This is a genomic window from Flavobacterium sp. IMCC34852 (assembly GCF_030643905.1).
GTDB classification, from domain to species: domain Bacteria; phylum Bacteroidota; class Bacteroidia; order Flavobacteriales; family Flavobacteriaceae; genus Flavobacterium; species Flavobacterium rivulicola.
The window spans coordinates 2,544,102-2,559,739 of record NZ_CP121446.1 but is presented as its reverse complement, the minus strand read 5'-3'; the positions used below and the strand labels follow the sequence as shown (position 1 = coordinate 2,559,739).

The window sequence follows — 15,638 nt, the reverse complement described above, 5'->3', positions numbered from 1 at the left end:
CTCGATACAATTTTTTATTCCACTGCGTTCCATAAAAAACCACTCGAACTGACGGTAACTGCTAAATACACTATAAGTCTTATAACCTCAGGGCAGTCACTTCGAGTGATTTTTAAAGTTAAAAGCGACAGCTTTTGAGTTTAAAAATAATATCGAGAAGCCTCGTTAAAATAAATTATTTCTTACTTTTACAATATGCAACAATCCTACGTATACATATTAAAATGTTCCGATGGCACTTATTATACAGGAGTGACAAGTAAACTTACCCAAAGATTATTCCAACATGATATAGGTTTTTATCCCGATTGTTATACCTGTAAAAGAAGACCGGTTACTTTAGTTTTCTACGCCGAGTTTACCGATATAAACTTTGCCATAGAAAAAGAAAAGCAAATTAAAAAATGGTCAAAAGCTAAGAAAGAAGCTTTGATAAAAGGTGATTATGATGATTTACCTAATTTGGCAAAAAAAAAGTTCAATTGAAACAACGGTTCTCGATACTATTTTAAAAACTGAAAACTAGCGTTTTCAGTTTTTAAAATCACTCGAACTGACGGGACAATGCAACGATAGTAACTTTAGTTTAAACCACTCGAACTGATGGGACTGTGCCGGGTTAGGGACTTTAGTTTAAACCACTCGAACAGACGTTAAGTGCATAACTTGATAAAACAACCAAACCGTCACTTCGAGTGATTTATAAATATAAAAACGTTAGTTTTTGTATTTGTAAATTGTATCGAGAAGCCTTGTTCGCACAATGGTTCTCGATACTCCCGAGACTTCGGGATTATTCCACTGCGTTCCATAAAAAACCACTCGAACTGACGGTAACTGCTAAATACACTATAAGTCTAATAACCTCAGGGCCGTCACTTCGAGTGATTTTTAAAGTTAAAAGCGACAGCTTTTGAGTTTAAAAATAATATCGAGAAGCCTTGTTTGCACCACGGTTTTCGATACTCCCGAGACTTCGGGATTATTCCACTGCGTTCCATAAAAACCACTCGAACTGACGGGACTGTGCTGGGTTAGGGACTTTAGTTTAAACCACTCGTCTTCAACGCGTCACTTCGAGTGTTTTTGCGCAGCAAAAATGTATCGAGAAGCCTCGCACAAACCCAACGCCTTCCTCACGTCACTTCGAGTGATTTTTAAAGTTAAAAACGCTAGTTTTTGTATTTGTAAATTGTATCGAGAAGCCTTGTTTGTACCACGGTTCTCCATTTCCTTCGGCAGTCGGCTTCGCCTCGTGTGCTTCGCTCAATTCAGCTAAAGCTTCGGGTCACTTTTTATTCCACAAATACGACAAAAAAAGGGTCAATAATGACCCTTTTTTTACTCAATGTTATTCCTTTATTGCTTTAATGTGTTGCACACTTCCATCTTGCAGGGTCATCGTCAAAATATAGAGCCCCGAATTTAAATCGCCTAAATAAATCGCCTCTTGCGGTTGTTGGATAGTTTGTACCAATTTCCCTGTGAGGTCTGTAACAGCAATAGCGTTGACCTCTTGCGCATGATCAAGATGAATGACATCGGTAAACGGTATCGGATAGATTTTAATTTTTGGCGCTGTCACATCTATTGTCGATAACGCTTGCGTTAGGGTAACAGTGATTTTCCAAGTGTTGTTGTCAACCCTGTTATAATCAGCATTGCAACCGGAACCGCCATAGGTTCTCCAAGCCCTAAGGTCGAAACTAACCGTGCCGGTAAGACCATTGGCAATCGTTAATCCGGTTCGGTTATAAGCATACGTTCCTGTTGTAGTACCTACACCCGAAGCAATTGCGGCCTCCGTAGTATTGTTAGTATTACAAACTAAAAGTGTTCTTTGCTCACTCATCCAACCATTGCTGGCTGTGGTCATGGTGTAAGCAACATCGGTTGACGCAATTTGAAACCCTGCCGGAATGTTTAAAGACAATGTCCCCGGACAGGCAGTACTACTAGTGATAGTTGGTCCTGTTGAAAACTCGGTATTGATATCCCCAACAGTATAAGTAGCTTCCATTTGTCCGGTAGTAAACATTTTCATTTGCCAAAAACCTTGCAGGGTATCACAATTGGATCTTACCCAAAAGTAATAAGTAGCTCCCATAGTAAGCCCTGTAAGCGTTGCTGTAGTTACTCCGGCAGCCACACTCCCGGTTGGAGTAGTAGAAGCTGTTGGCGGTGTTGCAGAAGCACTGTAATAATAGTCATAACCCATTGATGGCGCACTTGTCGGTGCCGTCCAGTTAAAAGTACCCCCGTCATTAGATGAGGTAAAAGTTATGTTACTGGGAGCAGGACAACTGGTATACGCATCTACCGAAAAAGCAAAGATGTTAGGAATTCCCCCTCCGGCTTTAGTCACAGTAACACTTTGTACCAATTTAGCTTGATTGGCTACACTGATGGCCAACGGAATTTGATAGAGTCTCGGATTGGTTCCCCCTCCGGTTTCTAACACATCATTCGTAATGTTGATTCTTCCAATCCCTTGAATGGCAAAATTAGCACCGCCATACCAGTCGGCAATAGCAATCCCGGTAAAGGTTTCAGAAGTAGCATCGGCAAAATTAACGGTTGCGTTTACCGTACAAGCACCACTTCCTCCGGTAGCCAGCATGTATAAATTAACAGCCGCTATGGGAGTGGTAAAGGTCAAAGTCCCCGAGTCATTAACGTTTTGAAGTCGCAAACTGTTATTGCCACTATAAGACGCCAATTGAAAACTAAGCCCGGCAGGTGCCGCAACCACACTATTAATCAGTCCGTTTACAGGTAGCCCATAAGTTAAGGGTGTACTGCCCGTAGTCAATTGAAAGTCTCTCGAGATAAAAGCATAGTTTACTCCATCAACATCCGTTGAGGTCGAAGATGCCGAGGTTCCTACACCATTAGCCACCACATCGGCATTAAACCCACTTTGTATAGCAACAGTTTGTAGATTTTGTGCCATCGCTTTTTGAGTCATAAACCCAAAAAACAATATAGCCACAATAAATAGTAATGTTTTTTTCATAAAAAAGGTAGTTAGATTAATTAGCCACCTAATTTACAATTTATCAGCAAACAAATCAAGTGTTTTTTAAAAATAGGGTGGTTATTAAACCCAAAGGGCTAACTGCGTAATACCTTAACCCTGAGTGTCTGGTCTTTTGGGACGAGCTGTATCTAGAAGCTAATCCTCATCCTCAAAAAAGTCATTGATATCAAAATCAGTATCTTCATCACTAGGCGGAATAGCTCCCGAAGGATTAAACAAACCCCAATCATCCCAGAGGTGATTGTTGGTATCAAAACTTTCAACCCATTCAATAAAAAGTATTCTAAACTCCTCCAACTCTTTGCGAATAAGTTTTATATATTCTAAGTCCTTGTAATTGTCATGAAACGCTAAGCTGCCTACTTGAACATACAAGTGCATCGCATATTCCCTGATGAGTGCTGCATTTTGCATCCTGATGCTGTATAAATCACCGGCTTCTGCACCTACTATTTTAGCAGGGATAATCATAGCATCTTCAAGCATCAGGTGTTTGGTGTCTTGAATGTAGTCATCATCCTCCGGTAAAGATGCTACTAAACTTTCTACCAATTGGAAAATCAATTCCGCTTTTTGGTAAATGGGGAGGGATTTGTATCGGTCAATTTGTGACATGATTTATCGTTGTAAAGGTTTTGTTTTTTAGTCTTAAATTTAGTAGACTTTTTGAAGATAACGTTTTGTTACTCTAATTTTATCGTTTGTGTGCATTTAGGGTAATTGCTGCAACCTAAAAAATCACCAAATTTTCCCTCGCGAAGTATTAAGCGGCCACCGCATTGAGGACATTTGTCTTCTCGAATTGAATTTTCTCGTTTTTCAATTCTTTGTTTAATGGATTTGATATGTTGGCGTTTGTCATAGGTAGCAATCCTATTCAAACCACTGATTTTACTAAATATATTTTCTTTTTCGATTTCAGTGAGGTTGGTGTCTGAGTATCGTTTGATGGTGCTAACAAGTTGGGATGAATATATAACATCTGTTACCGTATTAACTTTAATGGCTGCTCTTGAAGAAAAAACAATAATCGATTTGTATTCTACATTAGAATGTTCACTCAAACATTTTCTCAAAGTTTTAATGTGACCTAAGTTTTGTCGTATGGGATTATACAGCTTTTCTTTGCGTTTGTATATCACTTGAGTCCAATATTCAGAGTGTTCATTGCCAAGAATCCAACCTTTGTAATTTTTGGTTTCTATGACAAAAACGCCATAATCTGAAATGACTATGTGGTCAATTTGTGAAGTATAGTCGCCCGATTGCAGTACTACATTATTAATAACTTTATACTTTGATTTGTCTAAGAAACGTAAACGTAAAGAAATGTTTTGCTCTCCAATGGCTCCTTTAATGTCCGCTTGGTAGATTTTTAATAATACAATTAATGTGATAAACAATATTAAGAGTACTAAGGGCATAATGATTATTCTTTTATTGTAATTCTAAATGTTCTGGCTGCGTCACTTCGAGTGATTTTTTAAGTTAAAAGCGCCAGCTTTTGACTATAAAAATTGTATCGACCCGAGCGTAGCGAACTGAGCGTAAGCTAGAAGCTCGCTAAAGCTAACAGCCCGTAAAGGGGTAAGCATGATAATTAAATTATTTAATTGCAAAGTTTTTTTACCGCGAGATAATCCTCATCGGCTTGAAAGTGCCGGTTGGTTTCTACCTTGAGTTCTTGTGCTTTTTTAAAGTTTTCACAAGCTTTGGCTTTGTTGCCCATTTTCTGGTAAATTTCTGCACGGTTCAAATAGCCCAAATCATAGTCGGGTTTAATTTCCAGTGCCTTGTTGATGTCGGCCAGGGCTTTATCAAATTGTTTTAAATCAGAGTACAAATTAGCTCTGTTGTTGTACACTATGTGCAGGTCTTCGGCATCGGGAAAATCTTTTAATAACCTTTTATAATCGGCTAAAGCTTCCTCTTTTAAATCGAGTTGTTTTTTCAAGTTGATTAGATTGGCTAACGATTTAAAATCTTTTGGAGTCAGTTCCAATTGCTTCTCCATATCGCGCATAGCCTCTTGATATTTTTTTTGCATGATATACGAATAAGCCCTGTCAAAATAGATATCACTAAACGTAGGTTCTAGATTGATGATGGCGGTATAATCCGCTTGTGCCTTCTCATACTGCTCCATATCCATATAGGTATTGGCTCGGGCATAGAGTACCTGTATGTTGGGATACAAAGCATAGGATTGGGTATAGTCACTTACAGCTAATTCAAATTGTCCTTGTTGTCTGTACACATGACCACGGTTGGAATAAGCACTCGAAAAGTTAGGGTCTAAAACGATGGCTCGGTTAAAGAAGTCAAAGGCGGTTTTAAGGTCTCCTTTTTGGGCCCATTCAATTCCCTTGGTGTTGAGTTCTGCACTGGTTTGGGCCTGAAAGGAAAGGGCAACTAAAAGGAATAAAGCGGTTAGGGTGGTTTTCATAGGGTGGTTGGTTTTAGAGGGGTTAATTTATAGCTGATGGTGTTAAGATTAATTTATGTGTTAAAAATCTTTGCTGTCTTATTTTATTAATATTTCTCCCCACACTTAGGACAAGCAACCCATTCCTCTTTCATTGGAGCGTGACAGTTTTTACACTCATTTTGGCGGAAATTTGTTTTGGTTAGTTGTTTGCTCTTTGAAGTGTATTCAGCCGGAATTTCATTAAGAAAACTCGATTCGTTTCCTCTTTCGGTAATTAAATAGAGTTTTTCTTTGGCTCGGGTAAGTGCTACATAAAAGAGCCTTCTTTCTTCTTCCAATAACAAATTGTAGTCGGCTGTCTTAATAATTTGGAATAGTCTGTCTTCTAACCATACATCAGGAAATCCTCCTTTGCCATCAGTCAATCCAACAATAAAAACTACTTTAGCTTCCAATCCTTTGGAGGCATGAATGGTTTTTCCGTTTACATAAAACTTATGTTGCTTAAACTCTTCTCTATATTTATAAAACATATTATTCCTGCGGTAAAGGAATAAAATATCATCCTTAGCATAGCCTTCTTCCAATAACTCTTCTACCTTTTCGACACAATACCTAACATTATCTTCCTCATTGTTACCATGCTGAATAATGATTTTTTGCTGGGTGTCCTTGGTGGCTGAAATATCTTTTTCAATCTTGTGCTTGTTGTATTTGATTACTTCGTTACTGGCCTCAACTATATTTCGCTCACTTCTGTAATTCTGGTTGAGTTTGATAAGTTGTGCGTTTGAAAAGTACTTTTCAAAATTGATAATATATTCTACATTAGAACCTCTGAAGCCATAAATACTTTGCCAATCATCACCTACACAAAACAATTGTGTCGATGGTTTAATAATTAGCTTTATCAATTCTACTTGAAGGTTGTTTACGTCCTGAAACTCATCGACTAAAATATATTGGTATCTGTCTTGATACCGTTGTCTAACATCTTCATGGTTGGTAAATAGATTAGCTGTTTTTAGAATCAAATCGTTAAAATCCAAATATGATTTATTGGTAGTATATTCGATGTAATCTTTAATTATTGGAATGGCTAACTCATAAAACACTCTAACTCGCTCATGCTGGTCTTTTGCCGCTCTTGCGATTACTTCATCTAAAGTGATATTTTCCACCTTTATCATATCGCAAATCCTTATGATTTGTCGAACCAAATCTTTTACCTCTTCATAATAACCATTAAACTCCTCCAAATAGTTTAATTTTTTATCACGATGGAAATCCATAGGTAATCGGCTCTTCACAATTTGATCTAGCGTATGATTAAAAATAGCAGAATCTTGTGTATTCCGTTCAAATGTTTTAGCATACAAGATATTTCCTTTGGCAAACTGTTTTTCTTTGTCTTCCATTGGGTAACTTAAATCACTTACGTGTTCCAAGTACAAATTGGCATCAGGAATAAAAAAATCAGGGTGAAAATCAAAATCCTTCACATTTAAAAGGGGTTCGTATACAAAGGGTATACTATGACGATAAAGCCAATCAGCTATATATTGTTCCGACTTAGATTTTACTTTTGTACCATTTAAAGTAGTATAAAATTTTCCATCAGTAATTTTAGGCGATTCATATTCTTTTGGGATATGAATTTTATCCACCAAATAGTCCAGTATGTAACGTTTGGTTTTTAATAAAAAATCATTGCTTTCGCATTTTTCAATAAACAAACGGTGGAATACTTCAAAGACAGTTTCACTGGCAATGCGGTTAGAGATGTCATCTATATCGGTTGATTTTTCATCGCCAATAATCTTGAATTTGTTGTCAAACTCTTTCACGCCGTCAGTTCGCAAAACAGTATAACAAAAGCTGTGAAATGTTCGAATAGTTAATCCTTCAATCCACTTATACTTGCGCTTCCAGTTTCTGCGCTCTGCATCTTTTTCTAACTTCGTTAATTCTTTACTGAAAATAATTCGTTCATAAAAACCACTACTATCTGCCGAAACTATCAAGCGGTCTATCATTTCGTTGGTGGCATTTTTGGTGAATGTGATAGCCAAAATATTTGAAGGTTGCACTTTTTTTTCTTCTATTAAATAGATGATTTTTTGCAAAAGCGTTTTGGTTTTACCCGAGCCTGCTCCTGCTAAAACCAACAGTCGTTTGTTATCACTAACCACAGCTTCTTGTTGGCGGTCGTTTAATCCTTCTAATATAGTATCGCTTTGACTTGACATATCGTTTTATTTTCTTCCAAAATCAGCAGGGTTTTCTCCCCAAGCTTTCGTTTCCCATTTTAAGATTGGGTTTTCATATTCGTTGGTTTGTAGCCATTTTTCGGCTCTGCCAAGTATATCAAATAATTTCTTATTCTTATCGCTGACAGCATGTTTAGTCTTTGCTCTTTTATCTTTTACCCATCGAATAGCAGTTTTACTGTCTGTATAAATAGGTACTTTCCAATGCCATTCTTTACACAATGCCAAAGCATGTACAATAGCCAAAAATTCCACAATGTTGTTGGTGCCGTCTTCATATGGCCCTTGATGAAATAAAACTTCAAAGGTCTTATTATATATACCTTGATATTCTACCATTCCAGTTTCAGTATTCCAAGCACCATCTACAACAATACTGTCTTCAATGGGGTCTCCAATTAATTGCTTTTCCTCATTAGACAATTTATTTTCTGCTGTCTTTTTTCTTCTAATATAATTTGAACTTTCATCTGCAAAGGCTCTTTCCGCAGTTTCTCTAGATAAAAATGATTTAAAGACTGCCCCATGAAAACCTGCAGTCTGTAGCTTACAAGCTTCCCAAGAGTCAAAAACTCCAGTCTCACGTCCCTGCCATACAACGTAATATTTGGGTTGTTTTGCCATAACAACTCAGTTTTATTTTTTTACTTAACCTAAAAAAGTATAGTAAACACTTAAACTAATTTAATATACTTTTCATAAACCAAACGCATCTTTTTTTTAGAACCTACTTTATCTCCCTCATATTTCTTGATTAAATGCATAAAGGTATTTAGTGATTTACCCAATTGTATTTTGCCGTAATCTTTATGAATATTGTCAAGAAAACAATCATAAGTATAACTGCTTAAACCCCACAAAGATCCTTCGCCGCTAATTAAAACTTTAAACAGTTTAGGATAATCTTTTGCCGAACCCACTTTTATACCATGCTTCTCGTGTATTTTATAGGTTGCTTCATCTGAAGTTATTTTTCCTTCATAGGCAGCTTTGGCATATTTGTAACAATCAGGAATTGTTTCTTTAGGGATTTTCATGTTTTAATGATTAAAATTTTACAACGAAAAATAATATTCCTTAATCTTTTGCGCCATCAATTTGCGTCGTAGTTCCAAGAAGTGATTGTAATCCTCAATGCCCATAGTCATAATTTCTTGTGGGACACAATTGGCCTTTAAATTATCTTGTAACTCTTGGTGGGTTGATAAACCACTAACCAATCTGTTATCCTTCTCCATTTGTGAAACTATTAATTCAAAATAGTCTTTAGGGGGTTTGTTACCCACCTTGATATTGATTTCCGATTGCATGAATACATAGTTAGCAATTTGATTGTATTTTCCTCTTTCTAATCCGTTCTTTTTTAGGAAATCTCTAGGGAATAAGTGGTGTATATCTCCTCTAAGCGAAATCAAATCACTCACCAATACATCTTTGGATAAAAAGCCTCTATCATTGGCTTTTACTTGTGCTGCTAAGAACACATTAAAATAAGGGCTACTGGCTACCGAAGTATCTAAACTTTGTATCAGAGAGGCATTCCAAAAACCATCGGATAGTTCGCCTTCTTCTTTTTCTTTTAAGTACTCTTCAAATGGTCGGTTGTGTATTTGTTTGATGTCAAAGTCAAATACCGATTCAGGAGAACCGGAATACCTCCCGGTTAGTACCGAAAACACAAACCAACGCTTAACATAGCTTTCAATAGCTACTGAATTCACGCCAAGCTCTCTTAACTTAAGGTATAAGATGTAAGCAAAGTTCAACGCATTTTGAGAACGTATTAATTTTGGCGAAATAAAACCAGCCGATTTGATAATCATCAAGAAGCGTTTGAAGTTGGTTTCATTCATAAAGTTCATTACACCCATCTTTAATTTTTCAAACGATTGTTCAGCTATAGCATCTTCAAAAGTTCGGGTTTCAAAGTTTCTACCGGAGAGTAAACTCACCAAATCCGATAAGCGACCGCGATTGAATTGCGAGGTAAATGCTACGCGAATCAAATCGGTATATTCGGGGTCGTATAAGTCCTCGTTTTCTGATTTAAGCCATTGCATTTTACTAAAAAACTCTGTCGCAGCAAATTCTTTGTCATTGTCCACAATGTGTTTGTAAAACTCTGGCGATATGGCCAAATGACAAAAATAGTCAATGGCTTTGCGTAAAGTGTTCCCTTGATATTCAGTATTGGAAGCTATTTTACTCATGGCAAAATCGGCCTGACTTAAAACCACTCCTTTAGAGTTGATGCGGATGAATATTTCAGTAACTGTCTCGATGTCTAAATCGTGTGCCAATTCAATAATCCCAATTTGTTTTTTCGGGATATTGATTAAGTTGGTAAAAGCTTTTTCTACTTGATCTTCATCGGCTTCAGGATTAAACGATAAATAGTTTCGCACCAGTTTTAAAATACTGATTTCCCCACTTATAGCTTCGGATATGTTGGGTATCCAACTGTGGTCTTTTAAAATAGCCGGGTTTTGCACCTCAAACCTTTCTAAAATAGGGTTAAAAGCTATTTTAATTTTTACCCTTTGATAGGTTTTGTCAATCACATATTCGCCCAGTAGGGCAGCGGTTAATGCTGTAACACGTTGTTGACCGTCAATTAATATTTTTTTGCCCTCGCTTAAGCTACCGTCTTTTAATCTCACATTAGGATTACGCCACGCTATAACATAGCCTACCGGAAAGCCTTGGTACAAACTATCCATTAAGTCCCTTACTTTAGAACTGTCCCAAACAAATGGACGTTGGATTTCGGGGATGGCTATTTCGCCCGACTTTACCCAGGTTAAAAGCGTTTCTATTAAGTGTTGGTTTACGGAGTATTTTTGCATTTTGTATTGTATATTTTTATTTTTCTGTCATACTAATTCATTTCAACATCTCATTACTAACTAATCTAACGCGAAAGTATTCTCGCAAAAACTAGGGGAAATGTTAACAGACATTATTCGTCCACTCTGTTTTAGTATCATATTAGTTTTTTTAAATCTCGAAATCACCCCATTCAAACAATTCTCCTTCACCTGGTTTAATTGAATTTATAAAATTTTTAAAGTGTTCTCTTGCAGGTTCTGCATATTTTACCTTGTTAATTGGTAAATTATGAAGCATTCTATATTTTGTTAAATATCCTTCATTTTCCCAATCTTTTCCAAACCCTATTCTATAATTATAATATAACATAAGTTGTTCATCATTTGACATTTGGGATCTTAATACTTTCAAGTATTCTCTTGATTTATCATAAGTAATTAGACCTTCTTTTTCTTTATTAACAACATATTTTACTGTACTATAAAGATGTCTATAATAATGTCCTAATCTGTTTTCATGACCTGTAAAAGGGCTATATTTTATATAAAGTTCAATTTTTTTGTTTAATCCAGAAAAAACATTTTTTCTACTATATGAATCCCTATGTCTTTTTCTATACTTTTTAAATTGTTTTTTTACTTCTTTGATAAAATCATCTTCAATTTTATCAGAAACAATTAAATCAGAATTGGAACCAAAGAAAAATATTCTATATGCTAATTTTAGTAAATCATCTTTCTCATGCTTAATTTTCCAAGTACTATTTATCAGCTCTAAAAATTCATAACAGCAAATTAATTCAACCACCATTGAAACAAAAACTTTTCTCCCTTCAATTATTTTAGTGTTATGTGACCTAGTTATTTCTAGAATTTCTTTTCTATGATTTAATCTTTCTTGTGTAACAGAATCATAACCTGATATTTTCATTTCATTAATGTTTTCTTTATGGAGTCTTAACATTTCATAGAACTGACTTTCAAATTGTTGAATTTTAAATTGGTTTTTAATATCATCGTTTGCAATTTTTTGAATATAGAAAGCTATAAATGTCAATACAGCTCCAGCAAGTGCAATGAATGGATTCATAATGCCACCAAGAGTATCACCAGTCCAACCTGTTGTTGCATCAAATACTAATGACTCCCCAATTTCTTTTTTAGTAAAGTAATATGGCGAAAGAAAAGAAATGATTATTAAAATTACACTTATTACAATTAATGGTGTAATGATATAGTTTTTATTTACCCGTTTAAAATAATTATCTATAACATTTTTGAAGCTTAACATTGATAAAAGCAGAAAAACAAATATTATTAAAATACAGGTTAGTAATATGTTGTATGTACTCATAAAACCCTAATTATTAAGTTTTATAAATCCATCCTTTTTATCTCTCCACCTAGCTCTTACTAAATCCTTGTCAAAATCTGCATTTATTAATTTTAATTTATCTGCGTGATCGGTTATGATTATTTGAGGTTCAATTCCTGTTTCTAATAAAGTGTAATTACAAAATTCAACCAATTTATCAAAAAGATTTGTGACTGCATTTATGTCATCATCGTATTTAGTTTCTTCATTTGATATTTTTTTTAACTTTTTTCCATCAAAAACTTCGTCATTATCAATTTCAGTTGGAAAATAAACTTGACTAGGCTGGTCTAAAAACAATATTGTAGGAATTAAAGATTTATCCTTTAAACTACACGAATAATATAATAAACTAGTAAAAAGTGCCACATGGCTTGAAAGCCAATTAGCACCACTACCCATAGACCTTAAATAAACCTTTTTATCAGGATACCCTTTAATTAAAGTCTGTTGATACAATTCAAATGTCTTTGAATCAAATTTTAAATTTAAATTATCTTTATATATTTCTTCAAATTCTAACTCTTTACCAATTCTAATCATTTGTTGATTAATTTGACGCTCTGCTAAATTTAATTTATTATCAACATTATAATCAGTTTTCAAGTTTTGCTCAATAATTGAAATTGAATTTTCTAAATTATTAATTTTAGTTTCAATTTCTGTCAAACTATTTGTCTTAATTGTTTCTAGGAAAGCTTCTATTTGGATAACTACTTTGGTAGCTTGATATTCTATGCTTTTATTTTTTTCAAGTGAAGTAATAACTTTATCTAATACGTTTAGTTCATTTTTAATCAAATTAGCTTCAACCATTAATTTTTTCAGTTTTACTTCGTATTCTTTTTTATTACTAACAAAAGATTCAATAGTATATTGCGATTTATCCATTTCGCTATTAAACCATTCTATAGCTTCTTTTAGTTTGTTTTGTTTATCTATTAACTTAATGTTTTTATTTCCACAAAAAATACATTCACAATTACTTAAACTAGATTCATTAGCATGAGATATATTTGATTTTTGTTCGACGAAATCTTTTGCATAAATAATTGAAACATCTATTTCACTAATGATATTTTGAATTTTTCTAATATCTGAAACAATCTTATTATAACTAGTCTGTAAATCATTTTTCTTCTTTATATTCTGATTTGAAAAATCATTACTTATAATATTTTCTTTACTAGAAATAAAATTGTCTAAATATTCTAAACTTTCATTTGGTCTATGTAGAATTGAGTCAATATTTTTTTTAAAAAGTCTTTTATTTGTAATAAGTTCAAATTCCTCTAACAAAAATTTTAATTTTTCTTTGTTCTCGTTAATGTACTTTTTAGTACTTTCTTTTATAAATTCTAATTGCTTTAATTCTCTATTTAATTCAGCTAATCTTTGTTTTAATGGGAAGTACTCAGAATCAACAAAACTTAAAAAAATTTTAAATTGTTCAATTACTTGTTCTTTTTTTTCTTTTTCATCAAATCTGTAAAAAAGAGCATGTTTATTAGCAATTAAATTCTGATGTTGAAGCATGAAAGAAGTGAAATTTCTGTAGGATGGAGCAGCTTTTTTTGCATTATTATTTCTAAATTTTCTATCCTCTAAATCTTCATCAGTATCATCAATGTCAATTTTAAAATATTTATTTAATTCTTTTCTAAAATCTTTTAAAGTATATTTATCTAACGAATGAAAATATTCAATATTAAAATTACTTATGTTTTCAATAAATGAATTATCAGATGTTGAAGCCAAAAAACAATCTTTTTTGTTCTTGCTTCTACCTAATATTAAATAAATTTCTTTTAACTTTAATACGACAAAATAAAATACAGTATTATTAGTTATTACACCATCTGGAATTATAAATTCTGAACTTCCAAAACAATAATCGAAAACTTCTAAAATCGCACTTTTACCCGTAGATGAGCGTCCTGTAATAACATTTACACCTTCTTTAAAATTAATGTGATGAATTTTTTCATCATAAGTTATTACTCCTATATATTTTATAAATGCTTTCATATTTTTTTTATACCTAATCTCATATAAACATGAGTGATTTTCTCATTTTTAAATATTAATGCTAAATTTTGTGAAGCCTTAAAGTTTTCAATTAATGTTTTATCAACTTTAAAATCATTTTTAATAAATGTTATTGATAAATCTTTATTCAATCTTAAAGAGCCTGTATCAAAAGCATATTGCAAACATAGATTTGTTAACTCTTTAAAATCTTCAACTCTCCCAGGCAAACCATACAATTTATCACTTTTTCTAATTTCAGTTTTATTATTTTTTATATCTTCTTTTTGAACAAAATTTATAAATGTTCGCAATTCTTTCTTTTTATTTTTTAAAACTATCTTGCTATATTCATATAAGACTAATGGTAGTATTAAATATGCGAGAAACATATCTTTACCTTGTTTTCCTTCATATTTTTCATAAAACGTTATTATTATAGGTGTTAATATGAAAGGATTATTATATAAAATATTTAAATTTTGAATCGCTTTACTCATTTGATTTATTTTTTAATTTCCATATAATTTCATCTTTTTCATCTGCTAAAATATGATACATACCTTTTTTAAATATAAGAGGTGTATTATTAAAAATATCTATATTAATTATCTCTTTTTCCATTATAATATCAAAGAAATCTTGAGATTTACTTTCAATTTCTAAATCATTACAATTTCTTGACATACGATCATAAACACTAGAGTATTCATCTATTAATTCGTCTTGAAATTGCAGAAGTGATTCAACTCGTTGTGTTCTTGTTTTAAATTCATTATTAATAGTATTAAATGTAAACCAATAATGGTTTAAGCTTCTTGGAATAACAGATTCATAATTAATTTCCTTAATTTTTTTAATAAAATCATATTCAACAAATTCCTTTTTTTTACTTTCTGGAATTATTGTTAACTCTTTATCATATGGAAACAACACTGAATTAATCTTATATTTATTATTTAAATCAATTAGTTCTTGTGAGAAATTATCATAACTAATCTCCCAACCTTTATTATATTCCTCACTTTGTATAATATATCCCAATAAAGAATTTAAAACACTTTCTCTATTTTCTTCATCAAAAGATTTTAATTTAACATTTTTTAATTTAACTATTAACTCATTTCTTTTAAGAACTGAACTATCTATATATACTTTATCGATTATATCAAGTAATTTATCATCATTAGAAAAAACTAATCTCATTAATTTTAATGATTCTGGGATACCAGCTTTATCATCTTTTGTAAAAGCTTTTTTGTATCTATTTTCTGCATCTGTCAATATATTATTTAATATTTCTAATCTTTCATTTTTACTTGAAGTATTCCATTTTTGAAGATATGAATTGTTTCCAATTTCTTGAGTAGTGGCTAAAATTAAAAATTTGTATTTTTTGGAATCAAAATTTGATGACAACCAATTATTTAATGTATTCCAAAAGTTTAAATGTGAATCGGTAAGATTATCTTTTTCTGAATACTCTTTTAGTTCTGTTTGTATTCCATTTTCTTTATCAATTCTATTTATTAAACTAACATCACCATCCTTTTCAATATAAATACTTTCATTTTTATCCATATCAAAACATTTCTCAAGTGCTAAATAGAATTGAGATATTATTGCTCCTGTTGGAGCTGGTGATGAAAATTTAACTTTTTTTCCCATA

General features: G+C 32.8%; 13 protein-coding genes. 1 reads left to right on the top strand and 12 read right to left on the bottom strand.

The window, feature by feature from the left end; genetic code table 11:
- The first annotated feature begins 195 nt into the window (after nucleotides 1-195).
- Nucleotides 196-486: a GIY-YIG nuclease family protein gene (locus tag P7V56_RS11095; protein ID WP_171221881.1), complete on the top strand. Its 291-nt coding sequence runs from the start codon at nucleotides 196-198 to the stop codon at nucleotides 484-486.
- An 865-nt stretch (nucleotides 487-1,351) separates the two neighbouring features.
- Here P7V56_RS11095 and P7V56_RS11090 read toward each other — a convergent pair.
- The 12 genes from P7V56_RS11090 to P7V56_RS11035 all read right to left on the bottom strand — a co-directional run bounded on the left by P7V56_RS11090 (nucleotide 1,352) and on the right by P7V56_RS11035 (nucleotide 15,637).
- A complete protein-coding gene (locus P7V56_RS11090; RefSeq protein WP_171221880.1) occupies nucleotides 1,352-3,016 on the bottom strand; it encodes a T9SS type A sorting domain-containing protein in 1,665 nt (554 codons plus the stop codon).
- A gap of 159 nt (nucleotides 3,017-3,175) precedes the next feature.
- Nucleotides 3,176-3,655: a hypothetical protein gene (locus tag P7V56_RS11085; RefSeq protein ID WP_171221879.1), complete on the bottom strand. Its 480-nt coding sequence runs from the start codon at nucleotides 3,653-3,655 to the stop codon at nucleotides 3,176-3,178.
- A gap of 68 nt (nucleotides 3,656-3,723) precedes the next feature.
- Nucleotides 3,724-4,464, bottom strand: a complete 741-nt coding sequence (locus tag P7V56_RS11080; protein WP_171221878.1) for an NERD domain-containing protein — start codon at nucleotides 4,462-4,464, stop codon at nucleotides 3,724-3,726.
- Nucleotides 4,465-4,649: 185 nt separating this feature from the next.
- Entirely contained in the window at nucleotides 4,650-5,486 is an 837-nt protein-coding gene (locus P7V56_RS11075) for a tetratricopeptide repeat protein (RefSeq protein WP_171221877.1), read from the bottom strand.
- A gap of 86 nt (nucleotides 5,487-5,572) precedes the next feature.
- Nucleotides 5,573-7,717 (bottom strand): ATP-dependent helicase, encoded by a 2,145-nt coding sequence (locus tag P7V56_RS11070; protein ID WP_171221876.1) that lies wholly within the window; start codon nucleotides 7,715-7,717, stop codon nucleotides 5,573-5,575.
- Between the two features lie 6 nt (nucleotides 7,718-7,723).
- Entirely contained in the window at nucleotides 7,724-8,362 is a 639-nt protein-coding gene (locus tag P7V56_RS11065; RefSeq protein WP_171221875.1) for a ribonuclease H1 domain-containing protein, read from the bottom strand.
- Nucleotides 8,363-8,412: 50 nt separating this feature from the next.
- Nucleotides 8,413-8,775: a hypothetical protein gene (locus P7V56_RS11060; protein WP_171221874.1), complete on the bottom strand. Its 363-nt coding sequence runs from the start codon at nucleotides 8,773-8,775 to the stop codon at nucleotides 8,413-8,415.
- An 18-nt stretch (nucleotides 8,776-8,793) separates the two neighbouring features.
- Complete coding sequence (locus tag P7V56_RS11055) at nucleotides 8,794-10,584, bottom strand: GmrSD restriction endonuclease domain-containing protein (RefSeq protein ID WP_171221873.1); 1,791 nt, start codon at nucleotides 10,582-10,584, stop codon at nucleotides 8,794-8,796.
- Between the two features lie 151 nt (nucleotides 10,585-10,735).
- A complete protein-coding gene (locus P7V56_RS11050) occupies nucleotides 10,736-11,920 on the bottom strand; it encodes a putative phage abortive infection protein (protein WP_171221872.1) in 1,185 nt (394 codons plus the stop codon).
- Between the two features lie 6 nt (nucleotides 11,921-11,926).
- Complete coding sequence (locus P7V56_RS11045) at nucleotides 11,927-13,969, bottom strand: DUF3732 domain-containing protein (RefSeq protein ID WP_171221871.1); 2,043 nt, start codon at nucleotides 13,967-13,969, stop codon at nucleotides 11,927-11,929.
- Complete coding sequence (locus P7V56_RS11040) at nucleotides 13,966-14,469, bottom strand: three component ABC system middle component (protein ID WP_171221870.1); 504 nt, start codon at nucleotides 14,467-14,469, stop codon at nucleotides 13,966-13,968. Before P7V56_RS11040 ends, P7V56_RS11045 begins: the two co-directional genes overlap by 4 nt.
- A complete protein-coding gene (locus P7V56_RS11035) occupies nucleotides 14,462-15,637 on the bottom strand; it encodes an ABC-three component system protein (protein WP_171221869.1) in 1,176 nt (391 codons plus the stop codon). Before P7V56_RS11035 ends, P7V56_RS11040 begins: the two co-directional genes overlap by 8 nt.
- Nucleotide 15,638: the final 1 nt, after the last annotated feature.